At 61.8% G+C, this 22,400-nt stretch carries 15 protein-coding genes, 5 tRNA genes and 2 pseudogenes; 10 read left to right on the top strand and 12 right to left on the bottom strand.

Features of this window, described 5'->3' with window-relative positions; genetic code table 11:
* The first annotated feature begins 172 nt into the window (after nt 1–172).
* On the top strand, nt 173–2,680 hold the full coding sequence (locus AA098_RS08090) for a fimbria/pilus outer membrane usher protein (RefSeq protein ID WP_003247109.1): 2,508 nt from the start codon (nt 173–175) through the stop codon (nt 2,678–2,680).
* 42 nt (nt 2,681–2,722) lie between these two features.
* Entirely contained in the window at nt 2,723–3,787 is a 1,065-nt protein-coding gene (locus tag AA098_RS08085) for a fimbrial protein (RefSeq protein ID WP_064614039.1), read from the top strand.
* 96 nt (nt 3,788–3,883) lie between these two features.
* Here the strand turns inward: AA098_RS08085 and AA098_RS08080 are convergent.
* From AA098_RS08080 to AA098_RS08060, 5 genes are all read right to left on the bottom strand, one after another.
* Nucleotides 3,884–3,959, bottom strand: a tRNA-Gly gene (locus AA098_RS08080).
* Between the two features lie 85 nt (nt 3,960–4,044).
* Nucleotides 4,045–4,120 (bottom strand) — tRNA-Gly (locus AA098_RS08075).
* 3 nt (nt 4,121–4,123) lie between these two features.
* Nucleotides 4,124–4,199, bottom strand: a tRNA-Glu gene (locus AA098_RS08070).
* Nucleotides 4,200–4,291: 92 nt separating this feature from the next.
* A tRNA-Gly gene (locus tag AA098_RS08065) sits at nt 4,292–4,367 on the bottom strand.
* 2 nt (nt 4,368–4,369) lie between these two features.
* A tRNA-Glu gene (locus tag AA098_RS08060) sits at nt 4,370–4,445 on the bottom strand.
* A gap of 333 nt (nt 4,446–4,778) precedes the next feature.
* Here AA098_RS08060 and AA098_RS08055 point away from each other — a divergent pair.
* Both AA098_RS08055 and AA098_RS08050 read left to right on the top strand, forming a co-directional pair.
* The gene (locus AA098_RS08055; RefSeq protein WP_003247107.1) at nt 4,779–5,546 is read left to right on the top strand and encodes a hypothetical protein; all 768 of its coding nucleotides are present in this window, start codon (nt 4,779–4,781) and stop codon (nt 5,544–5,546) included.
* Between the two features lie 119 nt (nt 5,547–5,665).
* Nucleotides 5,666–7,078 (top strand): hypothetical protein, encoded by a 1,413-nt coding sequence (locus tag AA098_RS08050; RefSeq protein WP_173880973.1) that lies wholly within the window; start codon nt 5,666–5,668, stop codon nt 7,076–7,078.
* 511 nt (nt 7,079–7,589) lie between these two features.
* Here the strand turns inward: AA098_RS08050 and AA098_RS08045 are convergent.
* Complete coding sequence (locus AA098_RS08045) at nt 7,590–8,072, bottom strand: GAF domain-containing protein (RefSeq protein WP_003247105.1); 483 nt, start codon at nt 8,070–8,072, stop codon at nt 7,590–7,592.
* Nucleotides 8,073–8,960, bottom strand: a complete 888-nt coding sequence (locus AA098_RS08040) for an ATP-binding protein (protein WP_064614038.1) — start codon at nt 8,958–8,960, stop codon at nt 8,073–8,075. It lies immediately after the preceding gene.
* A 200-nt stretch (nt 8,961–9,160) separates the two neighbouring features.
* Between AA098_RS08040 and AA098_RS08035 the strand changes: the two genes are divergently transcribed.
* Nucleotides 9,161–11,518, top strand: coding sequence for a response regulator (locus tag AA098_RS08035; protein WP_064614037.1), 2,358 nt, complete (start codon nt 9,161–9,163; stop codon nt 11,516–11,518).
* On the opposite strand, the gene AA098_RS08030 is transcribed toward AA098_RS08035, so the two are convergent.
* Nucleotides 11,508–11,996, bottom strand: a complete 489-nt coding sequence (locus tag AA098_RS08030; protein WP_004575941.1) for a glutathione peroxidase — start codon at nt 11,994–11,996, stop codon at nt 11,508–11,510. The two genes, AA098_RS08035 and AA098_RS08030, sit on opposite strands and share 11 nt — an antisense overlap.
* A 13-nt stretch (nt 11,997–12,009) precedes the next feature.
* Nucleotides 12,010–12,405, bottom strand: a complete 396-nt coding sequence (gene msrB / locus AA098_RS08025) for a peptide-methionine (R)-S-oxide reductase MsrB (RefSeq protein ID WP_003247101.1) — start codon at nt 12,403–12,405, stop codon at nt 12,010–12,012.
* A 167-nt stretch (nt 12,406–12,572) separates the two neighbouring features.
* Between msrB and AA098_RS08020 the strand changes: the two genes are divergently transcribed.
* Together AA098_RS08020 and htpX are read left to right on the top strand one after the other, a co-directional pair.
* Nucleotides 12,573–13,784, top strand: a complete 1,212-nt coding sequence (locus AA098_RS08020) for a pyridoxal phosphate-dependent aminotransferase (protein WP_004575940.1) — start codon at nt 12,573–12,575, stop codon at nt 13,782–13,784.
* A gap of 506 nt (nt 13,785–14,290) precedes the next feature.
* Nucleotides 14,291–15,178: a protease HtpX gene (htpX, locus tag AA098_RS08015; RefSeq protein WP_004575939.1), complete on the top strand. Its 888-nt coding sequence runs from the start codon at nt 14,291–14,293 to the stop codon at nt 15,176–15,178.
* Between the two features lie 176 nt (nt 15,179–15,354).
* Here htpX and AA098_RS08010 read toward each other — a convergent pair whose 3' ends face one another.
* Nucleotides 15,355–16,005: a thiopurine S-methyltransferase gene (locus AA098_RS08010; RefSeq protein WP_064614036.1), complete on the bottom strand. Its 651-nt coding sequence runs from the start codon at nt 16,003–16,005 to the stop codon at nt 15,355–15,357.
* Between the two features lie 101 nt (nt 16,006–16,106).
* Between AA098_RS08010 and AA098_RS08005 the strand changes: the two genes are divergently transcribed.
* Complete coding sequence (locus AA098_RS08005) at nt 16,107–16,874, top strand: class III extradiol ring-cleavage dioxygenase (RefSeq protein WP_064614035.1); 768 nt, start codon at nt 16,107–16,109, stop codon at nt 16,872–16,874.
* A 141-nt stretch (nt 16,875–17,015) separates the two neighbouring features.
* On the opposite strand, the pseudogene AA098_RS08000 reads toward AA098_RS08005, so the two are convergent.
* Nucleotides 17,016–18,729, bottom strand: a pseudogene (locus AA098_RS08000) (DEAD/DEAH box helicase).
* Between the two features lie 317 nt (nt 18,730–19,046).
* On the bottom strand, nt 19,047–19,802 hold the full coding sequence (locus AA098_RS07995) for a spermidine synthase (protein ID WP_003247095.1): 756 nt from the start codon (nt 19,800–19,802) through the stop codon (nt 19,047–19,049).
* Between the two features lie 116 nt (nt 19,803–19,918).
* Between AA098_RS07995 and AA098_RS07990 the strand changes: the two genes are divergently transcribed.
* Together AA098_RS07990 and AA098_RS29130 are read left to right on the top strand one after the other, a co-directional pair.
* On the top strand, nt 19,919–21,265 hold the full coding sequence (locus tag AA098_RS07990; protein ID WP_003247094.1) for a class II 3-deoxy-7-phosphoheptulonate synthase: 1,347 nt from the start codon (nt 19,919–19,921) through the stop codon (nt 21,263–21,265).
* Between the two features lie 493 nt (nt 21,266–21,758).
* Nucleotides 21,759–21,851: pseudogene (locus AA098_RS29130) on the top strand (3-deoxy-7-phosphoheptulonate synthase); the annotation flags it as partial.
* Nucleotides 21,852–22,400 lie beyond the last annotated feature (549 nt).

Here is a 22,400-nt window from a genome sequence, read left to right as displayed (position 1 = left end):
AATCCCACCCCCGCTCAGAACCCTCCTACATACCGTTCCCACTCCTCTCTCTACCCTCCTCACATCGCCTGACTCACCGCCCAAGGCCGCGAGTCTGGTCAACACAACACGCCTCCTGCCCTGAGCACACGGCAGCGACGCGGCCACCTTCGACACCATTCGAGACATCCCCATGCTACGCGCCAAACGGCGTCGGCAGCTGCCGTCGCGCCTTCGTTTCGCACGCTTGCTGGCCTTGGGTGGCAGCTGTCTGCTGCCGGCTGCCCAGGCCAACGAACCCGAACTGACATTCCACAGTGGTTTCCTGCGCCAGTCCCCTGGCCAGGCGCATGGCAGTGCCGAGTTGGCCCTGCAGGCCCTGGCGGCCCACCAGCCAATGGCAGCCGGGCGCTACACCGTGCAGGTGCGGGTGAACCTGGCCCACGCCGGTGACTATGCCCTCGACTTCCAGGAGCATGGCTCAGACCAAGGGCTGGTCCCCTGCCTGGGTCCAGAACTGATGGCCGAACTGGGCCTGCGCCTGGACCGCCTGGCGACCCCCATGGCGCCCAACCAGCAATGCCTTGACCTGGCCGCCCAATTGCCCGGTGCCCAGGTCGAGTTCGACAACAGCCAGTTGCAACTCGACATCGCCATCCCCCAAGCGGCGTTACGCCGCGATGCGGCAGGCAATGTGGCGCCAGAGCGCTGGAGCCAGGGCATCAACGCTGGCTTCGTCAACTACCAAGCCTCCGCCATGCACAGCAGCCAGAAGGGTGGCCCAACCCGCAGCCAGCAAGACCTGTATCTGAACAGCGGGCTCAACATTGGCGGCTGGCGCCTGCGCAGCAACCAGAGCCTGCGCGAGGATGAACACGGACAACGGCGCTGGACCCGCAGCAATACCTATGCCCAGACTGACCTCCCCGGCACCTGGGGCACACTGACCCTGGGCGAAACCTCCAGCAATGGCGAGGTGTTTCGCAGCCTGCCGTTCAAAGGCGTGCAACTGGCCTCGGACCTGGGCATGCTCCCTGACGTGTTACAAAGCTATGCCCCGGTAATCCGTGGCGTCGCTCAAACCCGCGCCAAGCTCGAAGTGCTGCACAATGGCTACCCGATCTACAGCACCTACGTCGCGGCTGGCCCCTATGAAATCGACGACCTGGGCATTGGCGGCGGCAGCGGCGAGCTGGAGATCGTGCTGACCGAAGCCGACGGGCAGGTACGTCGCTTTCTACAGCCTTACTCCAGCCTGGGCAGCTTGCTGCGCGAGGGCGTATGGCGCTACAGCGCAGCGTTCGGGCGCTACAACGCCCTCAACGGGCAGGACAAGCCGCAACTGTGGCAGGCCACCCTGGCACGCGGGTTGGGTTGGAAAACAACGCTGTACACCGGCGCTCAAGGTGGCGAGCATTACCGGGCCGGGCTGCTGGGCCTGGGCCGCGACTTCGGCCCCGTGGGTGCTGTGTCGTTCGACGTCACCCACGCCAGCAGTGACGTGGGTCAAGCCCTGGGCACCGTGACTGGGCAGAGCTTCGCCGCACGCTACGGCAAGACGTTCCAGACCCGCACCAACCTGCGCTTCGCCGGCTACCGCTATTCCACCGAAGGCTACCGTGACTTCGATGAAGCGATAGCCCAACGCAGTGCCGACAGCCATTACAGGGGTAACCGCCGCAGCCGGGTAGAAGCCTCGGTACAGCAGCCACTGGGTTCACGCAGCTCACTGAGCCTGAACCTGACCCAGGACGACTACTGGAACAGTAACCGGCAGCGCCGGCAGTACCAGCTTCAGCTCAATACACAGCATCATGACATCAGCTACAACCTGTTCGCCTCGCAGTCACTTGGCCGCAACAACTTCGACGATCGCATGGTTGGCCTTAGCGTCACGATTCCGTTGAACCTGGGCAACAGCAGCAGTGCCACCTTCGATGTGCAACAACGCGGCGGGCATCACAATGAACGCGCCAGCCTCAGCGGCAGCGACCTGGACTACCGTTTGGGCTACCAGGCAGCTGTCAGTCGGGATGACCAGGGCCGCAACAACCTGGAGCTTTCGGCGAATTACCGAAGTGCGCACGCCAGCTATGGCGCGGGGCTCAGCGAAAGTAGTGACCGCCGCACGCTCTCTGTCAACGCCAGCGGCGGCCTGCTGGCCCACGAGGGCGGCATCACCTTGACGCCCTATCTGGGAGAAACCAGTGCCTTGGTCCAAGTGCCGTCTATCGCGGGTGTAGGCGTGGAAAACGCCCCGGGCGCGCGCACCGATGCCAACGGATATGTCGTGGCACCGCATCTGCGCCCGTACCGGGTAAACCAGTTGAACCTGCTTACCGACCAACTTGGCCCAGAGGTCGAGGTAGAAAACGGCACCCAACCGGTCGTACCGCGCCGCGGCGCCATCGTCAAGGCCACCTTCCCCGCACGGCAAGTCACCCGCCTGATACTCACGTTGCAGGACAGCAGCGGGCAACCGTTGCCATTTGGTACGCAGGTCAGCGACGCGCAAGGCACTAGCCTGGCGATCGTCGGCCAGGGTGGCCAGGCACTGATCGCCACCGGCACAGATCCGCAAACCCTGAACGTGCGCTGGGGCAAGGCTGATGACCAAGCGTGTCGGTTACCTATCGCCCCGGCGCAGATGGAGCTTCGCCAAGGCTACCGCTCACAGACGCTCACCTGCCCACCCCTTTGAACACATCGCCCCAACACTGGCGCTTCACCTACGGATGTTCCCATGCCCGCAATCAGACACCTCTGCACGGCCTTTGCCATGCTCGCTTTCGCCGGTCAGGCGTATGCGGCACCCAGCTGCACCTGGGCTAGCACAGCCGGCCCGCTGAGTTACTACATAGACCTTGGCGCGCCTTGGGTAGCCCGGGACGCACCCATCGGCACCCTCATTGGCACGGTGCAAACGTTCGCCACACCCGAGGTGACCGGGCGCGAAATCCGCTGCGTCAATGACGGCACTGGCACATTAACTTTCCAGGCTTCGCCCACTGGCGCCCTGTACCCTGGGCCCCTGCCTCAGGTAGGCCCCTGGGACGTCAATGGCAAGGTGATGGAAACCGGGATAAAGGGGGTAGGCCTGTATATCCGCTTGGGCTTCCCTTTCAACGGAGCTGGTAGCAATACATTCACACCGACAGATGACGTAGCTATTCCCTATACGGGTGAGAACAACCGGGACTCAGGCGTAACCCCCCTGCAGATCAAAGAACTTTACAGCACCATGGCACTGATCAAGACCGGACCGATCCCTACCGGGCGGCAATTCTTCAGCGGCCAGATGGTCCGTAGCCAAATCAGCTTTCTTGGCGATGCACTGAACATTCATGTCAGCGGCGTAGTGCAGCAAGCACATTGCACCCTGTTGGCGAACCCGGTGAGCGCCGACCCGGTGCAGCTGGGAACCTATACCCTCGCAGATTTCACGGGGCCCGGCAGCTACACCGATGCGAAGGACTTCTACGTCACCCTCAGCGGTTGCAGAGACGACCCAGCCGGCGGTATCGCCAGCGCCTATATTCGCCTGGAAGGGGCAAAAGGGTCGGTGCCCTTGGAGCCAGCACAGGGCGTGTTCAGCCTGGACAACAAGCCGGGTAGCGCAACGGGTATAGGCATCCAGCTACTGCGTAGTAACGATAGCCCGATGCCCCTTCAGCAGGATGAAGCGGTCACGCCACTGGTTGTCGACAAGACCGTGTTGCATTTCAAGGCGCGCTTCTTTCAGACAGCGCCAACGGTGACCGCAGGGCCGGCCAACGGGGCGCTGGACTTCACCATGACCTACCGATAAATGAGCCTGGCGTGGGCACGGGAAGTGCCCACCAGGACAAAAAATATTGGCCATAAAAAAAAGGCAGAGACTTTCGTCTCTGCCTTTTTTACTATATGGAGCGGGAAACGAGACTCGAACTCGCGACCCCGACCTTGGCAAGGTCGTGCTCTACCAACTGAGCTATTCCCGCAATTTGAAGCTTTACCACGTTCGGCGTGAAGCGCCTTTACAGCCTTCACCACCACTGCACCGCATAGACGCCACAGTATTTAAACTGGAGCGGGAAACGAGACTCGAACTCGCGACCCCGACCTTGGCAAGGTCGTGCTCTACCAACTGAGCTATTCCCGCATTTGGCGTCCCCTAGGGGACTCGAACCCCTGTTACCGCCGTGAAAGGGCGGTGTCCTAGGCCACTAGACGAAGGGGACACACAACACTTTTCAGTGCACCAGAACATGAACCTCACGATTCAGCCTGGATTTTCTTTTCCTGCCCCGCCGTTAAGCAGTGCCGGAGAAACTGGAGCGGGAAACGAGACTCGAACTCGCGACCCCGACCTTGGCAAGGTCGTGCTCTACCAACTGAGCTATTCCCGCATTGGCGTCCCCTAGGGGACTCGAACCCCTGTTACCGCCGTGAAAGGGCGGTGTCCTAGGCCACTAGACGAAGGGGACACGCTACAAGCATTACTGCTTGCTTTCACTCCCTGCTGCGTTTCGCTGTGTGCTTTACGCTGCAAGTGGCGCGCATTCTATGGATGGTTCGGGGAGGCGTCAACCCCTTTGTAGAAATTTATTTAAATCAATGACTTCCGGGCACACCCAGCGCTGTTTCGGCAGCCCCGGCGGGGTTTGGCGTTGATTTTCTGGCGTCAAGTCAGCATTAATGTGCCAGCATCCAGTCATGGCACAGTTTGCCGATAGAAAAAGAGAATGGCTGTCAGGGCCTCTCGCGAGCACGCTCGCTCCTACACTCAATCATGCAAACCTATTCATGAGGCATTAACGGTGACACCACTTCTGATCACCCTGCTCATCGTGGCGGGCATCGCGTTGCTGATCGTGATCGGCTACCTCAACAATGTGGTCGAAAATGGCAAGCTTGAGCGCGCCCGGACGAAGATCGAGCTCGCCGACCGCCTGCGCCGCTGCGGCGAGATCACCGAGACGTTCCCCGGCCAGTTCATGACCCCGCCCCTCAAATTGCTGCTGACCCGCCTGGAGCTGAACCTCAACCAGCGCCTGCTGGCGGTGGACAAGCGCAATACCGAATTCAAGGCGCGCATCGCCGAACTGGAAGGGCTGATTGCCCTGGGCGACAAGATCCCGGTCAACAACCCACCTAACCCGATCCACACCGAGATCAAGGCCAAGGACGTACGCTTCTTGCTGGAGGCGCTGCACAATCAGGTGACCCGCGCTGCCCATGAGGGCTTCTTGCCTGCCGTCGAGGCAAAGCATTGGGTCAAGGAAATCCGCCATATCCTGGTGCTGCTGCATATAGAGTTCTTCAACAACCTCGGCCAACAGGCCCTGCAAAAAGGCCAGCCCGGCCAGGCGCGCCTGGCCTTCGAGCGCGGCGTACAGTATTTGCGCAAGCAGCCGGAGCCGAAAGCGTATGAAGAGCAACTGACGTATCTTGAGAAACTGCTGGCTCGGGCCAATGCCCAGGTGCTGGACCGCATGGCCCCGGCCGAGGACGAACACAACGAATTGACCGATGGGCTGAAGACCGATGAGGAGGAGACCTGGAAAAAGAAAGTCATCTATGACTGAGGCTTTGTCTGCAAGGGCGATGCCGGGTGGGCCGCTTGCCTCCTGTCAGTTCTGCCAGTTGTGAACGAACGCAAAGGGGGGCTACGGTGCATGGCAGCTAACCCAACCGCAGGTGCCCCATGGAAGCCCCTAAAACTGCCACCGCTTATGAAATGCATGGATGGCGAGCCCACCTTGTTTGCGACACAGTGGAATTGAACGAAGCGCTATCCAGGGTCCATGACACTCATCCAGACGACCTCCCGGAAGACTGCGATACGCTGGAATTTGAGATCCCAACGTCATTGGGCTTTGCCTCGCACTTGGTCAGTTGCAGGCTGGGCCGACCACTGCTGAGTTTTTCGACCTCACCCGGAAAAGACACAATCTGTGTTCGCCGGCGATTTCTGAACTACCAACACATCACCCTACGCCGGAAGCCGGGAAGCACATCAGCCGCTATAGAGGCGATCACTGTTTCGTATGAAAGTAGCCATTTGAACTTGTTTCGTGAATTTGATGCTGCCGCATGCAAAGGACTGTACGAGCCAGGTAAAAGGGTGAGGCTTGAAATTGAGCAAGGACGATCGAGCTTCTCTATCGGCTACCCGTGGCGCGCGCAGCGGGAACGCAGTTACGACTTCGACGTGCGCTACCTGACGCTACCGCCCAGCGAGCAACATGTCACGCTGCATGACGTGGATGCGCTACCCGCCAGTGAATGGCTAATGCGTCCCTTGCGCTTCTACCCGCGGGCCTCGGAGAACTCAGCACACTCTATTTTCTATATCGCCTGGCGTGAAGACAACAATGGTATCTTCGCCCCACTCACGATGACCTCCGCGAGCGCTCCTGCTGTAAGCAAGCAACCCTACGCAACCAACACCTCGTACATGAATACCTATGTCGGCCTGGATACAGTCCCTGACGCAGGTTATAGGCTCAGCGACTTCTACAGCTTGAGCCTATTGATCCACCCACGCACTTTGCATGGCTGCACAGGGGCGAAAGAACTCGACAATGTTATGTGTGGCCTGTTCGAGAAAACCCCACCTTCCATAGTGGCCGTTGAGGCGGGCACGCCCCCGGCCTCTGGTGTGGCGCCGCTCGTCAAGATGGTGAGTGCAAGCGAGTTATATAATAAAGCCTCAAACCCAGGTGCAGAAGCCAGCAACCAGGAACCTGTATGGATAGATGTTGTACCCACAGGCAATCTCACCTTTCCTCTGTACAGTACTTATGTGGTGCTCAATAGAGCGCCAACACATGAGTTCAAGTTAAGCAAAAGCGGCGACAAGCTAAAACTGGTTATGACTCACCTCGACGCCAATGGGCTCGAGCGTGAAGTCGATCCGCTTGCCACTGAATGGAGCCTCTTGGCAGGCGGTGGGCAGATTGATGCCGACGGGGTCTTCACGCCAAGCTCATCGAACAAGTTCGCGGTGATACTCGCCATCGAACCCAACCCAGAGCACCATTTCTGGGCGGTGGTGATCGTGCCCGTTCCATTGATGTCGGTGGATGATTTCCTGAAGCTCACCAGAAGGAGTTGAACCGCTGCAAGCGGTATGACTCACCCACATCGGTTACAAATCAGTTCACGCACATAGGTAACAGTCTTTTACTGGCAAGGTCGGTTTTCGAGGATCTGACCAAGCCTTGGCGAGAGCTGAAACCTATGGACCTGAAAATGCTTTTCATCGCGGATTACCTGCAGGGGCCGCCCAGTTCAGGTCGTCCACCTGGTTATACAGAAATGGCGATGAAGTCACGCTCGTCGGCGAACAGCACCTGCACTTGCGCCGCCAGAAAGGGCCGGGGCTGCTGGCCAGTATTCCTGGTCATTCATCGTTGCCGCCGCCACCGTATTCGCGGGTAAACCCGCTCCTACACGGGGGTGGAAACGCATCGGTGGCCAGACACAGGCCGTTGTAGGAGCGGGTTTACCCGCGAAAGGGCCGGGTCTGCTGGCCAATATCCCTGGTCATTCACCGTTGCCGCCGCCACCGTATTCGCGGGTAAACCCGCTCCTACAAGCGAAGAGGCCGGCACAGGCAACATCGATCAGCAGTCAGTCAACGCCAGAAAGATCGCCGCCAACCGCTCCAGCCCCACCTGGTCCGCCTCGCTGAACCGCCCGACCGTCGGGCTGTCCAGGTCCAGCACGCCAATCAACCTGCCGTCCTTCACCAACGGGATCACCAGCTCGCTGTTGGAGGCACTGTCACAGGCAATGTGGCCAGGGAATGCATGTACATCCTCGACCCGCTGGGTCTGCCGCGTTGCCGCCGCGGCACCACACACACCTTTACTGAACGGAATGCGCACGCACGCCACCTGGCCCTGGAACGGGCCCAGCACCAGCTCTTCGTTGCGGTTGAGGTAGAACCCCGCCCAGTTCAGGTCGTCCACCTGGTTATACAGAAACGCGGAAAACTGCGCGGCGTTGGCGATGAAGTCACGCTCGTCGGCGAACAGCGCCTGCACTTGCGCCGCCAGCAGGTTGTAGCCGTCGAGGCCGGCGCCACTGGCATTGAGGTCGATCATTTACTTTTGCTCCAGCAATTGCAGCCCGACCCAGTAGCGGGCGAACTGATAGGCACAACGGCCATTACGGTTACCGCGGCCGGTGGCCCAGCGCACGGCGAGGATGTCGAGTGCTTCGGTGCGCTGCCACACAAGGCCCGCAGGTTGTGCCAACTGGCCAATCCAGTGCTCGACAACGTTCAGGAAGTGATCCTGGGTAAACGGGTAGAACGACAGCCACAGGCCAAAACGGTCAGACAGGGCAATCTTGTCCTCCACCGCTTCGCTGGGGTGCAGTTCGCCGTCCACACGCTTCCAGTTCTCGTTGTCGCTCTCCTTCTCGGGCACCAGGTGGCGGCGGTTGGAGGTGGCGTACAGCAGCACGTTGTCCGGGGCCTGCTCCAGCGAGCCGTCGAGCACACTCTTGAGCACCCGGTAGTCGCCCTCCCCGGCTTCGAACGACAGGTCGTCGCAGAACAGGATGAAGCGTTGCGGCAACTTCTGCAGTTGCTCGACCACCCGCGGCAGGTCGGCCAGGTGGTCACGTTCGATTTCGATCAGGCGCAGGCCGGCGCTGGCGTGCTCGGCCAGCAGGGCACGTACCAGCGACGACTTGCCGGTACCACGCGAGCCCCACAGCAACGCGTGGTTGGCCGGCAGGCCGTTGATGAACTGGTGGGTGTTGCGGCCCAGCTGGTCACGCTGTTTGTCGACGCCGATCAGGTCGGTCAGGCGGATGTCCAGGCTGACGTCCAGCGGCAGCAGGTAGCCGCTGCGGCCATCACGCTGCCAGCGCGCGGCCAGTGTGATGCCCCAGTCGATGTGCGGGCGTTGTGCCGGCAACAGGGGTTCAAGGCGCGCCAGTACCGATTCGGCGCGGTCCAGAAAAGCGATCAAGCGAGCGTCCATGACGACTCCTAACAATTTCAGTTTTTTGGGGGCCGCTGCGCGCCCCTTCGCGGGCTTGCCCGCTCCCACAGGGCTTGCAGCCTGGGGCTAAGCTGTACCTGTGGGAGCGGGCAAGCCCGCGAAGGGGCGCCAAGCGACCCCCGCTTGGCGATCAACTGAAATGAACAGACAGACCCACCAGCAGCCGGGGCTATTCGGCTATGCTTGCGCAGCGCAAGGAACGGGAAACCGGCTCGGGACTCATGGATATCAAGTTCACCAATCGCCTGTCATACAAGCAAGCCCGGTTGACAGTCCTGGTCGGCTTCATCCTGGGAACATTGCTCAGTCTCATCCAGATCGGCATCGATTATGCCAGCGAAGACGCGTCCATCAACCGTGAAGTGAAAGCGTTGCTGCAAATCAGCCACAACCCGGCCTCGCGCATCGCCTACAACATCGACTCGGAACTGGCGCTGGAGCTGACCCGCGGCCTGCTGCAGTCGCCGGCCGTCATCCGCGCACGGCTGATCGACAACAACGAAACGGTACTGGCCGATGTCGAGCGGCCAAAACTGCAGGACCGCTCCCGGCCACTCAGCGACTTCCTGTTCGGCGAGCAACGCCAGTTCAAGGAGCGCCTGTACCTGACCCACATGCCGGAGCAATACCTGGGCACCCTGTACCTGGACATCGACACCTTCGCCTTCGGCAGCCGCTTTCTCGACCGTGCCGGCATCACCCTGCTCAATGGGTTCGCCCGCAGCCTGGTGCTCACCGGCCTCCTGTTGGCGCTGTTCTACATGATGCTGACCAAGCCGCTGGTGACGGTGATTGGCGCACTCAGCGGCAGCGACCCGCGCAAACCCCGGCAAACGCGCCTGGAATGCCCACACGGACACGAGCATGACGAAATCGGCGTGCTGGTGAAGGTCGCCAACCAGCAGTTCATCAGCATGGCCACCGAGATCGAACAGCGGCGCACTGCGGAAAACCGTCTGACCCAGTACCTGAACGAGCTGGAAGACATCGTGTCGGCGCGCACCAACGAGCTCAAGGCCAGCAACAGCAGCCTGAGCCTGTCCAACCAGGAGCTGGAACAAGCCCGCAGCCGAGCGCTGGACATGGCCCAGGCTCGCGCCGCCTTCCTGGCCAACATGAGCCATGAAATCCGCACCCCGCTCAACGGCATGCTGGGCATGATCGCCCTGGCGCTGGACAACCCGCTGCCCAGCGAGCAACGCCAGCAACTGGCTATCGCCCATGACTCGGGCAAGGTGCTGGTAGAGCTGCTGAACGATATTCTCGACTTGTCCAAGTTCGATGCCGGCCAGCTGGAACTGGAACGCATTGCGTTCGACATGGGCTCGATGGTGGAAGACACCGCCAACCTGCTGTCGCAGAACACCGCGCAAAGCGTGGAACTGACCTGCCTGATCGCCAGCGACTTCCCCAGCAGCGTGCTCGGCGACCCCACGCGCGTGCGGCAGATCGTCAGCAACCTGCTGTCCAACGCGCTGAAGTTCACCCGCTTCGGCCGTGTCGATGTGCGCTTGATGGCCATTGTCGGTGGTGTACGTCTTGAGGTACGGGATACCGGCATCGGCATCCCCGAAGACGCCCAGGCGCGCATCTTCCAGCCCTTCACCCAGGCCGGTGCCGGCATCACCCGCCAGTACGGTGGCACCGGCCTGGGCCTGGCGTTGACGCGCAACCTGTGCAAGGCCATGCAGGGCCACCTGCACATTCGCTCCGAGCCGGGCTTTGGCAGCTGTTTTACCGCCGAGTTGCCGCTGACCGTGCACACCGAAGCCATCCCGCCGGCGCCCTTGCATGGCCGCGTGGCCGCACTGAGCGCAGCCGGCAGCGGGCTCAATGAACTGTTGCAGCACTTGCTGCCTGCCTGGGGCCTGACCTACCAGCGCCATGACAGTTGCGCCACGCTGGATGCCGCAGTGATCGACCTGTTGATCACCGACGACGTCGAGCACCTGTTCGAACTGCGCCCGGCATTGAAAACCCCGATTCTGCTGGTGACTGCCTATGGCAACTTCCTGCCCAACGAGCAGTCCTTGGCTTTGGCCCCGCTGCACCAGCTGGCCCGACCATTGGCACGCAACGCCCTGTACCAGACCCTGCGCCGCACCTTGCAAGGCCATGAGCCCGAACACCCGCTGGCCATCCCGGCCATTACCCAGGAGCAAGGCCGTGCGAGGGTCCTGCTGGTAGAGGACAACCCGGTGAACCAGCTGGTGGCCAAGGGCATGCTGGCCAAGCTCGGCTGCCAGGTGCAACTGGCCACCCAGGGCGCGGAGGCCCTTGAGCTGCTGGCGCGTGAGGAATTCGACCTGGTGCTGATGGACTGCAACATGCCGGTGATGGACGGCTACGAGGCCAGCCGGCGTATCCGCCAAAGCGGTCGCTGGCCCGAGTTGCCAATCGTCGCCCTCACCGCCAACGCCATGCCCGAAGAGCGCGAACGCTGCCGGGCGGCGGGCATGAACGACTACCTGGCCAAGCCATTCCGCCGCGAAGAGCTACTGGCCCTGGTTGACCATTGGGTGCCCTTCAGCGGCTGAGCAAACGCTCGATGTCCGCCTGCAGGGCCTGTGGCTTGGTGGAGGGGGCATAGCGCGTGACCTGGCCACTGGCCGGGTCGACCAGAAACTTGGTGAAGTTCCACTTGATCTTCTGGCTACCCAAAATACCCGGGGCGCGTTGCTTGAGTTCGACGAACAGAGGGTGAGCGCCCGGGCCGTTGACCTCGACCTTGCGAAACAGCGGAAAACTCACGCCGAAATTACGCTCGCAGAACTGCGCAATGTCCCGCGCATCGCCAGGTTCCTGCTTGCCGAACTGGTTGCACGGAAAGCCCAGTACCACCAGACCACGGTCGCGGTAGGCCTGCCACAGTTGCTCCAGGCCCTTGTACTGCGGGGTAAAACCGCACTGGCTGGCGGTATTGACCACCAACAGCACCTTGCCCGGGAAGTCGCCCAGCGTCTTGTGCTCGCCGCTCAGGGTCACGCAGGGGATGTTCAGCATCGTTGCAGCCATGATCGGGCTCCGGTCAGTCGCGCGGACGAAGGTCGATGCACACCGAGTTGATGCAGTAGCGCAGGCCGGTCGGTGGCGGGCCGTCAGGGAACACATGCCCCAGGTGCGCATCGCAACGGGCGCAGGTGACCTCGGTGCGGATCATGCCGTGGGAGGTGTCGCGAATCTCGATCATCGCGCTGTCCTCGATCGGGGCGTAGAAACTTGGCCAACCACAGCCAGCGTCGAACTTGGTCTGCGCATCGAACAGCGCCAGGCCGCAGCAAATGCAATGGTAGATGCCATCGCGGCGCTCGCTGTTGTACTTGCCGCTGAATGGCCGTTCGGTGCCCTTGAGGCGGCAGACCTGGTACTGCTCGGGGTCGAGCATCGACCGCCATTCGTCCAGGGTTTTTTCGATCTTTTTCATGTAGAAACCTCGGCAGACTGAATTTCACCCCACACCGTCTTTTCCGGGGCGCGGGTGGCACGTATATTAGTTGGCTTCGTGTGCCAGGCGTTCAGTCTGGCACCCGCTTTCTGCCCTTTCAAACCTTTCGGCGGGGCGTAGCGCGTTTTCTCAATCGGGATCCCATCATGCAGTTCAGCAAATCGAACAAGCTCGCCAATGTCTGCTACGACATTCGCGGCCCAGTGCTCAAGCACGCCAAACGCCTGGAGGAGGAAGGCCACCGCATCCTCAAGCTGAACATCGGCAACCCGGCGCCGTTTGGCTTCGAGGCGCCTGATGAAATCCTTCAGGATGTGATCCGCAACCTGCCCACCGCACAGGGCTACAGCGACTCCAAAGGCCTGTTCAGTGCCCGCAAGGCGGTGATGCAGTACTGCCAGCAGAAAGAAATCGAAGGCGTCACCATCGAGGACATCTACCTGGGTAATGGTGTGTCCGAGCTGATCGTCATGTCGATGCAGGCGCTGCTCAACAACGGCGACGAAGTGCTGATCCCGGCCCCCGACTACCCGCTGTGGACTGCCGCCGTGAGCCTGGCCGGCGGCAAGCCGGTGCACTACCTGTGCGACGAGCAGGCCGACTGGTTCCCTGACCTTGAGGACATCAAGGCCAAGATCACCCCGAACACCAAGGCGCTGGTGATCATCAACCCGAACAACCCGACCGGCGCCGTCTACTCCAAAGAGCTGCTGCTGGGCATGCTGGAGCTGGCCCGCCAGCACAACCTGGTGGTGTTCTCCGACGAGATCTACGACAAGATCCTGTACGACGAAGCCGTGCACATCAGCACCGCCTCGCTGGCCCCGGACCTGCTGTGCCTGACCTTCAACGGCTTGTCCAAGTCGTACCGGGTGGCGGGCTTCCGCTCTGGCTGGCTGATCATTTCCGGGCCCAAGCACCACGCACTCAGCTACATCGAAGGCATCGACATGCTGGCCAACATGCGCCTGTGCGCCAACGTGCCGGCCCAGCATGCCATCCAGACCGCGCTGGGCGGCTACCAGAGCATCAACGACCTGGTGCTGCCACCGGGGCGCCTGCTGGAGCAGCGCAACCGCACCTACGAACTGCTCAACGACATCCCCGGCGTCAGCTGCGTGAAGCCGATGGGCGCGCTGTATGCGTTCCCGCGGATCGACCCGAAGGTTTGCCCGATCCTCAACGACGAGAAGTTCGCCCTTGACCTGTTGCTGTCGGAGAAGCTGCTGATCGTACAAGGAACGGCGTTCAACTGGCCGTGGCCGGACCACTTCCGCGTGGTGACCTTGCCGCGGGTGGATGACCTGGAAGCGGCCATTGGCCGGATCGGCAATTTCCTGAAGGGTTATTCGCAGTAGGGTTCGACGGGGGGGCGCCGGGGGCCACGAGAGGTTCGACGCGGGATTGGTGGTGGGGCGCAGATCGAGCGCCGCCCGCGCGGCGCTTCGCGGGTAAACCCGCTCCTACGTTTGTTTCGGGCCAATTATGCCTGTGGGATTTGCGCGAACGCCCTGGCGCATGGCTCGATATCGCGTCGTACAAACAAGGCGATCGCGCGCGCCTGGCACAGGATGGACTGGCCCAAAACAAACGTAGGAGCGGGTTTACCCGCGAAGCGCCGCGCGGGCGGCGCTCGATCTCACAGGCGCCACACCCCTTGCGGCAAACACCCAGCGGCCTTGACGCAACCCCAAGCCGAATGTTTCTTACATCCTGCAACGCTCTATCCCACAGCCCCCACGCCATCCTCTGCCATACTCCGCCGTACACAGTTTGAAATAGTCCCCCGATTGAATCGGCGCGGCAGGCCCCTTATATACCCCGCAGTAAGCGACAACTCATCCGTCAGGAGAACGTAACAACCATGATGCGCATTCTGTTGTTTGTAGCCACCAACCTCGCGGTGGTGCTGGTTGCAAGCATTACCCTGAGCCTGTTCGGTTTCAACGGGTTCATGGCCGCCAACGGGGTCGACCTGAACCTCAGCAGCCTGCTGGTGTTCTGCGCCGTGTTCGGCTTTGCCGGCTCCCTCGTCTCGCTGTTCATCTCCAAGTGGATGGCGAAGATGACCACCGGCACCCAGATCATCAGCCAGCCGCGCACCCGCCACGAGCAGTGGCTGCTGCAAACGGTCGAAGAGCTGTCCCGCGAAGCGGGCATCAAAATGCCTGAAGTGGGTATCTTCCCGGCTTACGAGGCCAACGCCTTCGCCACCGGCTGGAACCGCAACGACGCGCTGGTCGCAGTGTCCCAGGGCCTGCTGGAGCGCTTCTCGCCCGATGAAGTGCGTGCGGTACTGGCCCACGAAATTGGCCACGTTGCCAACGGCGACATGGTCACCCTGGCGCTGGTGCAGGGCGTGGTGAACACCTTCGTGATGTTCTTTGCCCGCATCATCGGCAACTTTGTCGACAAGGTGATCTTCAAGAACGAAGAGGGCCAAGGCATTGCCTACTATGTAGCAACCATCGTTGCCGAGCTGATCCTTGGCATCCTGGCCAGCATGATCGTGATGTGGTTCTCGCGCCGCCGCGAATTCCGCGCAGACGAAGCCGGTGCGCAACTGGCCGGTACTGCGGCAATGATCGGCGCCCTGCAGCGCCTGCGCGTGGAACAAGGCCTGCCAGTGCACATGCCTGACACCATGAAGGCTTTCGGCATCAATGGCGGCCTCAAGCACGGCCTGGCAGGGTTGCTGATGAGCCACCCGCCGCTGGAAGAACGCATTGAGGCCCTGCGCCGCCGCGGCTGATCCACCTGAGAAAAAAAAGGGCGACTTCGGTCGCCCTTTTTTATTCCCGGCCTTACGCAGCTTCTGTGGGAGCGGGCGCGCCTGCGAACACCGGCAAAGCCGGTGCCATCTAACGCGCCGCCTGGTTCGCGGGCACGCCCGCTCCCACATGGGCCGGGTCAGCCTGCCCTACCTGCTTACCGGCTGAGCCGGTACACCCGCTCCAACAAACTCGACGCCCCGGCCTGCACAAACTTCGGGCTCTCCTCAATCACCTCAACAGCCTCCAGTTGCTCCACCTGCCACCCCGCAAACCCCTGCCTCAGCTCTTCATCCCTGACCGAAAACGGCGGCCCGGCCAACAATGACTGGTCATACTCCAGCGTCACCACCAACCCCCGGCAGCTTGTCGGCAGCAACCCCGACAACAGCTGCATATACCGCGCACGCATCTGCACCGGCAGCGCAATCACCGCCGCCCGGTCATACAGCCCCACGCAGTCAGCCACATCCTCTGCCCGCAAGGCAAAGAAGTCGCCACACCACAGCTGCACATCTCCACTGCGCCAAACCTCGAATGCGCCCTGCTGCCGCACCTCGGCCTCAAGCCCGTGCTCGAGGAAAAAATCCTCCACCGCCCGCCGCGACAGCTCCACACCCAATACACGATGGCCCTGACCGGCCAGCCAGGCCAGGTCCAGGCTCTTGCCACACAACGGCACCAGCACGCGGCTGCCGGGCGCCAACTGCAGCTGTGGCCAATACGTCTGCAGATAGGGGTTCACCTGCGCCTGGTGAAAGCCGATCTGGTTATCGGCCCACCGCTGCTGCCAGAACGCTGGTTCCATGATTACTCCCGATTTTTAGATGATTTGTCGGTAAAACTTGGTTTGGATTTCGATCTGTAGTTAATCGATGATGGTTGCATCTTAACCTTCAGGACCCCGCCATGCTGCCCAGCCTGTTCATTTCCCATGGTTCCCCCATGCTTGCCCTGCAACCCGGCGCCAGCGGGCCGGCACTGTCCGGGTTGGCCAACGCCCTGCCCCGGCCGAAAGCGATCGTGGTGGTGTCGGCACACTGGGAAAGCCGCGAGCTGCTGGTCACCGGCAGCGCACAGCCCGAAACCTGGCATGACTTCTACGGTTTCCCACCGGCCCTGTATGCGGTGCAGTACCCGGCGCCGGGCGAGCCCGGGCTTGCTGGCCAGGTCAGTGAGCGGTTGAAGGCTGCGGGGTTACCCGCGCACCTGGACATGCAACGCCCATTCGACCATGGCGCCTGGGTGCCACTGTCGCTGATGTACCCGGATGCGAGCATTCCCGTGGTGCAGGTTTCACTGCCCAGCCACATGGGGCCGGCGCTGCAGCTAAAAGTGGGCCAGGCACTGGCGGGGTTGCGTACCGAGGATGTACTGCTGATAGGGTCGGGCAGCATTACCCACAACCTGGGTGAGCTGGACTGGCATGCAGGGCCGGATGTGATCGAGCCATGGGCGCTGGCGTTCAGGGATTGGGTGGTAGACCGGCTGCAGGAGGATGACCAGGCGGCGTTGCTGGATTACCGGCAGCAGGCGCCGTTTGCGGTGCGCAACCATCCCAGTGATGAGCATTTGCTGCCGCTGTTCTTTGCCCTCGGGGCCGGGAGCAAGTTCGGCGTGGTGCATCAGGGGTTTACCCTGGGCGCGCTGGGGATGGACATCTATCGGTTCGACTGAAGGGCCTCTTCGCGGGCAAGCCCGCTCCTACAGGTACTGAAATCTGTGGGGTACCTGTAGGAGCGGGCTTGCCCGCGAAAGGGCCGGTACAGGCAAAAAAAATCCCCGACCTAAGCCGGGGATTTTTTCGTTACGCCAGGATCAATCCTCGCGGTAGCGACGCAGCTTCAGCTGCTTGCCAGCCACGCGGGTGTCCTTGAGCTTGGACAGCAGCTTCTCGAGGCCGTCTTCCGGCAGCTCGACCAGGCTGAAGCTGTCGCGCACCTGGATGCGGCCGATAGCGTCACGCGCCAGGCCACCTTCGTTGAGGATCGCCCCCAGCAGGTTCTTGGCAGCGATGCCATCACGGGCACCCAGGGCGGTACGGCAACGCACGCGGCCTTCGGCCAACGGCAGCGGTGCACGGCGCTCACGATCACCACGGTCAGGACGCTCGCCACGCTCACCGCGCTCGGTACGCTCACCACGCGGGGCGAAGCTCGGCACCAGTGGCTGCTCGCGCTCTACCGCCGCCAGGTCCAGCGCCTGGCCATTGGTGGCCTTGCGCAGCAGGGCCGAAGCCAGGGCACGCGCGCTGCAACCCAGGTCGGTGGTCAGGCGGTCGAACAGCTCGCCGTGGGTGGCTTCTGCTTCGGCTACCAGCGGCGCCAGGCTCGAGGTCAGCTTCTTGATGCGGGCATCCAGCACGGCCTGGGCATTCGGCAGGCGCGCTTCGGCAACCTTCTGCCCGGTAACACGCTCGATCACCTGCAGCATGCGGCGCTCACGCGGGGTAACCAGCAACAGTGCACGGCCATCGCGACCGGCACGGCCAGTACGGCCGATACGGTGTACGTAGGACTCTGGGTCGTACGGCATGTCAACGTTGAACACGTGAGTGATGCGCGGTACGTCCAGGCCACGGGCAGCGACGTCGGTGGCGACGACGATGTCCAGGCGGCCATCCTTGAGCGAGTCGATCACGCGCTCACGCTGGTTCTGGGCGATATCGCCGTTCAGTGCAGCAGCCTTGTAGCCTTTGGCTTCCAGCGCGGCGGCCAGGTCCAGGGTGGCTTGCTTGGTACGCACGAAGGCGATCAGCGCGTCGAACTCTTCCACTTCCAGCAGACGCAGCACAGCCGGGATCTTCTGGTCCGCGTGGACCATCAGGTGGGCCTGCTCGATCGCGGTAACGGTCTGGGTCTTGGTCTGGATCTTGACGTGCTTGGGTTCACGCAGGTGACGCTCGGCGATCGAACGGATCGACGACGGCAGGGTAGCGGAGAACAGTACGGTCTGACGGGTAGCCGGGATTGCGTCGAAGATCACTTCGAGGTCGTCCATGAAGCCCAGCTTCAGCATCTCGTCGGCTTCGTCCAGTACCAGGTACTGTACGGTCGACAAGACTTTTTCGTCACGACGCAGGTGGTCGCACAGACGGCCCGGGGTGGCCACGACGATTTGCGCGCCGTTGCGGATCGCACGCAGCTGTGGGCCCATCGGGGCACCACCGTAGACGGCGACAACGTTCACGCCCGGCATCTGCTTGGCGTAGGTTTCGAAAGCGGTAGCAACTTGCAGCGCCAACTCACGGGTTGGCGCCAGGATCAGGGCTTGCGGTTCGCGCTTGCTCACATCGATCTTGTTCAGGATCGGCAGGGCGAAGGCAGCGGTTTTGCCGGTGCCAGTCTGCGCCTGGCCGATCATGTCGTGACCGGCGAGGATGATCGGGATCGATTGTTGCTGAATGGCGGACGGCTCTTCGTAGCCGGTAGCCACAACGGCAGCAACAATGTTCGGGTTAAGATCGAGAGCGGCGAAGCCGCCGGTTTCCTGGGTCATGGGTCTGCCTCTAGGTGCATCCGCAAAGACCCATGCTCCAAAGCTGCACATGCCTTGAAAGACCGTCAGGTCACCCAGGCAGCTTTGGCGGCGGGGATTTGCGAAAACGATTGAAAAAGAAAACTTGGGAAGGTCCGCCTAGCGGACGCGCAGCCGAAGCTGGACTCGGAGGATTTGCACCACCTGATTTTGAGGTCCGCTAAAAGACCGGCGCGTACTATACCTGAAATAGTCGCGTACGTGAGGAATATTTTCATGGAGGCAGGGCCAGTATCGGGCCATCAAGCACGACAGGCTGAATCGATAATCCCCTGAAGCCTGGCGCGCTCGGTGTCGGCGCGCGTCAGCCACTCACGTCGCCGGCCGAATCTCGCGGATCAGCCCCTCGAGGCTGTACCCTAAACGCGGCGCCAGCGCCTCGGCCCGGGCTCTCAAACCGTCCAGGTCCAGCGACTGCTCCAGGTCTGCCGGCACCAGCAAAATCACATTGCCCTCCTTCACAGGCAGTTCCCAGTAATGCCGGTGGTACAACCCGCGCAACAACGCCGCGCCCAGCGGCCTGCCATCATCGGTGGCCCACTGGTTGATCACCAGCCAGCCGCCCGGGTTCAGGTGCTGCTGGCAGTTCTCCAGAAAGTTCCACGCCAGGTGCCCGACCCCAGGACCATGGTCGGTGTACAAGTCAACGAACAGCAGGTCGGCCTTCTCTGCCGTGGGCAGCAGCTCCAGGGCATCGCCGATGCGCACATACAGCCGCGGGTCGTCGTCCAGGCCCAGGTAATCCATGGCCAGGCGCGGCACATCCGGGCGCAGCTCGATGGCCTCGATGTCTTCCAGCGGCAGGAACTTCATGCAGGCCTGGGTCAGCGTGCCGGCGCCCAGGCCCAGAAACAGTGCACTCTCAGGCAGTTCGTGGCACAGCGCCCCCACCAGCATGGCGCGGGTGTAGTCGTACTCCAGCCAGCTGGGGTCGGCGGTGAACACACAGCTTTGCTCGATCGCATCGCCGAATTCCAGAAAGCGGTAGTCGTCTACTTCGTACACGCTGATGACGCCAAACGCATCTTCCACCCGTGCCAGCAGCCGCTCTTGCCGTTCCGCCGTCATGTCCACCACCCGCCTGCGCAAAAACGCGCATTGTCCGCCAACACCCTTGATGCAACAAGCGCAGCGCCAACTGTTACCATGGCCCATAGCCTACAACCGACAAGACCGAGCCCAAGATGAACCAACCGTGGAGCCCCGACAGCTGGCGTGCCCTGCCGATCCAGCAGCAACCGACCTACCCCGATGCCGCGCACCTGCTGAAGGTTGAACAGACCCTGGCCAGCTACCCGCCGCTGGTGTTCGCGGGTGAGGCGCGCGAGCTGCGCCGGCAGTTCGCCGAGGTCACCGAAGGCCGTGCCTTTCTGCTTCAGGGCGGCGATTGCGCCGAGAGCTTCGCCGAGTTCTCGGCTGCAAAAATCCGCGACACCTTCAAGGTGTTGCTGCAAATGGCAATTGTCATGACCTTTGCGGCCGGCTGCCCGGTGGTGAAAGTGGGGCGTATGGCCGGGCAGTTCGCCAAACCGCGCTCATCTGGCGATGAAACCATTGGCGACATCACCCTCCCCGCCTACCGTGGCGACATCGTCAACGGCATCGGTTTCGACGCCAAAAGCCGCATTCCGGACCCGGAACGCCTGCTGCAGGCCTACCACCAGGCCACCGCCAGCCTCAACCTGCTGCGCGCGTTCGCCCAGGGCGGGTTTGCCGACCTGCACCAGGTGCACAAGTGGAACCTGGACTTCATCGCCAACTCGGCGCTGGCCGACAAGTACCACCAGTTGGCCAATCGCATCGATGAAACCCTAGCGTTCATGCGTGCCTGTGGCCTGGACAGTGCGCCGCAACTGCGCGAAACCAGCTTCTTCACGGCTCACGAAGCGCTGCTGCTGAACTATGAAGAAGCCTTCGTGCGCCAGGACAGCCTGACCGGCGACTACTACGACTGCTCGGCGCACATGCTGTGGATCGGCGACCGCACCCGCCAGCTCGATGGGGCCCATGTGGAGTTCCTGCGTGGCGTGCACAACCCGATTGGGGTCAAGGTTGGCCCGAGCATGAACCCCGAAGAGCTGATCCGCCTGATCGACACGCTCAACCCGGCGAACGACCCGGGGCGTTTGAACCTGATCGTGCGCATGGGCGCGGGCAAGGTTGGCGACCACTTGCCGGGGCTGATCCGCACTGTCGAGCGCGAGGGGCGCAAGGTGCTGTGGAGTTCCGATCCGATGCACGGCAACACCATCAAGGCCAGCAGCGGTTACAAGACCCGCGATTTTGCGCAGATTCTGGATGAGGTGAAGCAGTTCTTCCAGGTACATCAGGCCGAGGGCAGCCATGCTGGCGGTATCCATATCGAGATGACTGGGCAAAACGTCACCGAATGCATCGGCGGTGCCCGGCCGATCACCGAGGATGCGTTGTCTGACCGGTATCACACCCATTGTGATCCGCGGATGAATGCTGATCAGTCGCTGGAGTTGGCATTCCTGATTGCCGAAACCCTCAAGCAGGTACGGCGCTGAGCGCTTTTCGCTTTTGATCTTGCTTCTAAGTGCGCGGTAGTTCAGGCAACGCAGATTGCGACTTCAGGAGGCCTTGCGGCCATCGCAAATGGACTGTACGCCCGATCAGAACCAGCGCTTAAGCTTTTGGGCTTTTGGGCCTTTGGGTTGTGCGCTTTCACATCAAGTAGACATTCATTCACGATGTAGGCGCCTGTTCACCTTTCCGCCCTTCCGGCGGGTTACTTTGGTCATGGCCAAAGTAACCAAAACCGTCGGCTCCCATCATCCGGCCCCTACGCTACGCTCCGGGGTCCCCTCGCTCCGGGCTAGCTCCCGGGAGGACCGCGCTGCAGGCCCCATCCTGGGGCCCAGCGCTTGACGGGCATCCATGCCCGTCACCTCCCTCCGCAAGCCCTGCGCTCGGCCTCCTGAAGTCGCAATCTGCGTCGCCTGAACTACCGCGCGCTTAGAAGCAAAAGCCAAAGCAAGAGCAAGAGCAAGAGCAACGGCGTTCTTCCAGGTACACCAGGCCGAGGGCAGCCATGCCGGCGATATCCTTATCCAGATGACCGGGCAGAACCTCACCGAATGCATCGGCGGGGCCGGCCGATCACCGAATTCGCTTCTCGCTTTTGATCTTGCTTCTAAGGCGCGCGGTAGTTCAGGCGACGCAGATTGCGACTTCAGGAGGCCGAGTGGAGGCATTGCGGAGGGAGATGACGGGCATGGATGCCCGTCAAGCGCTGAGGCCCCATGGATGGGGCCTGCAGCGCGTGCTCCCGGGAGCAAGGCCGGAGCGAGGGGACCCCGGAGCGCAGCGTAGGGGCCGGATGATGGGAGCCGACGGTTTTTGGTCCCTTTTTGCCACGACAAAAAGGGACCCGCCGTAAGGGCGGAAAGGTGAGTCGGCGTCGCCATCGCAAACGGACTGTACGCCCGATCAGAACCAGCGCTTAAGCTTTTGAGCTTTTGAGCTTTTGAGCTTTTGAGCTTTTGAGCTTTTGGGCCTTTGGGTTGTGCGCTTTCACATCAAGTAGACATTCATTCACGATGTAGGCGCCTGTTCACCTTTCCGCCCTTCCGGCGGGTTACTTTGGTCGTGGCCAAAGTAACCAAAACCGTCGGCTCCCATCATCCGGCCCCTACGCTACGC

Origin of the sequence: Pseudomonas sp. JY-Q, from assembly GCF_001655295.1 — a bacterium.
Taxonomy (GTDB): Bacteria; Pseudomonadota; Gammaproteobacteria; order Pseudomonadales; family Pseudomonadaceae; genus Aquipseudomonas; species Aquipseudomonas alloputida.
The sequence above is the reverse complement of the archived record's forward strand: the minus strand, read 5'-3'. Positions and strand labels throughout refer to the sequence as shown.

Coding starts and splice junctions, on each gene's coding strand:
- AA098_RS08035 (WP_064614037.1), top strand. CDS start 9,161: ATGCTTGCGCAGCGCAAGGAACGGGAAACCGGCTCGGGACTCATGGAT.
- AA098_RS08085 (WP_064614039.1), top strand. CDS start 2,723: ATGCCCGCAATCAGACACCTCTGCACGGCCTTTGCCATGCTCGCTTTC.
- AA098_RS08010 (WP_064614036.1), bottom strand. CDS start 16,005: ATGGAACCAGCGTTCTGGCAGCAGCGGTGGGCCGATAACCAGATCGGC.
- AA098_RS08020 (WP_004575940.1), top strand. CDS start 12,573: ATGCAGTTCAGCAAATCGAACAAGCTCGCCAATGTCTGCTACGACATT.
- AA098_RS08050 (WP_173880973.1), top strand. CDS start 5,666: ATGGAAGCCCCTAAAACTGCCACCGCTTATGAAATGCATGGATGGCGA.
- AA098_RS08040 (WP_064614038.1), bottom strand. CDS start 8,960: ATGGACGCTCGCTTGATCGCTTTTCTGGACCGCGCCGAATCGGTACTG.
- AA098_RS08090 (WP_003247109.1), top strand. CDS start 173: ATGCTACGCGCCAAACGGCGTCGGCAGCTGCCGTCGCGCCTTCGTTTC.
- AA098_RS07995 (WP_003247095.1), bottom strand. CDS start 19,802: ATGACGGCGGAACGGCAAGAGCGGCTGCTGGCACGGGTGGAAGATGCG.
- msrB (WP_003247101.1), bottom strand. CDS start 12,405: ATGAAAAAGATCGAAAAAACCCTGGACGAATGGCGGTCGATGCTCGAC.
- AA098_RS08030 (WP_004575941.1), bottom strand. CDS start 11,996: ATGGCTGCAACGATGCTGAACATCCCCTGCGTGACCCTGAGCGGCGAG.
- AA098_RS08045 (WP_003247105.1), bottom strand. CDS start 8,072: ATGATCGACCTCAATGCCAGTGGCGCCGGCCTCGACGGCTACAACCTG.
- AA098_RS07990 (WP_003247094.1), top strand. CDS start 19,919: ATGAACCAACCGTGGAGCCCCGACAGCTGGCGTGCCCTGCCGATCCAG.
- AA098_RS08005 (WP_064614035.1), top strand. CDS start 16,107: ATGCTGCCCAGCCTGTTCATTTCCCATGGTTCCCCCATGCTTGCCCTG.
- htpX (WP_004575939.1), top strand. CDS start 14,291: ATGATGCGCATTCTGTTGTTTGTAGCCACCAACCTCGCGGTGGTGCTG.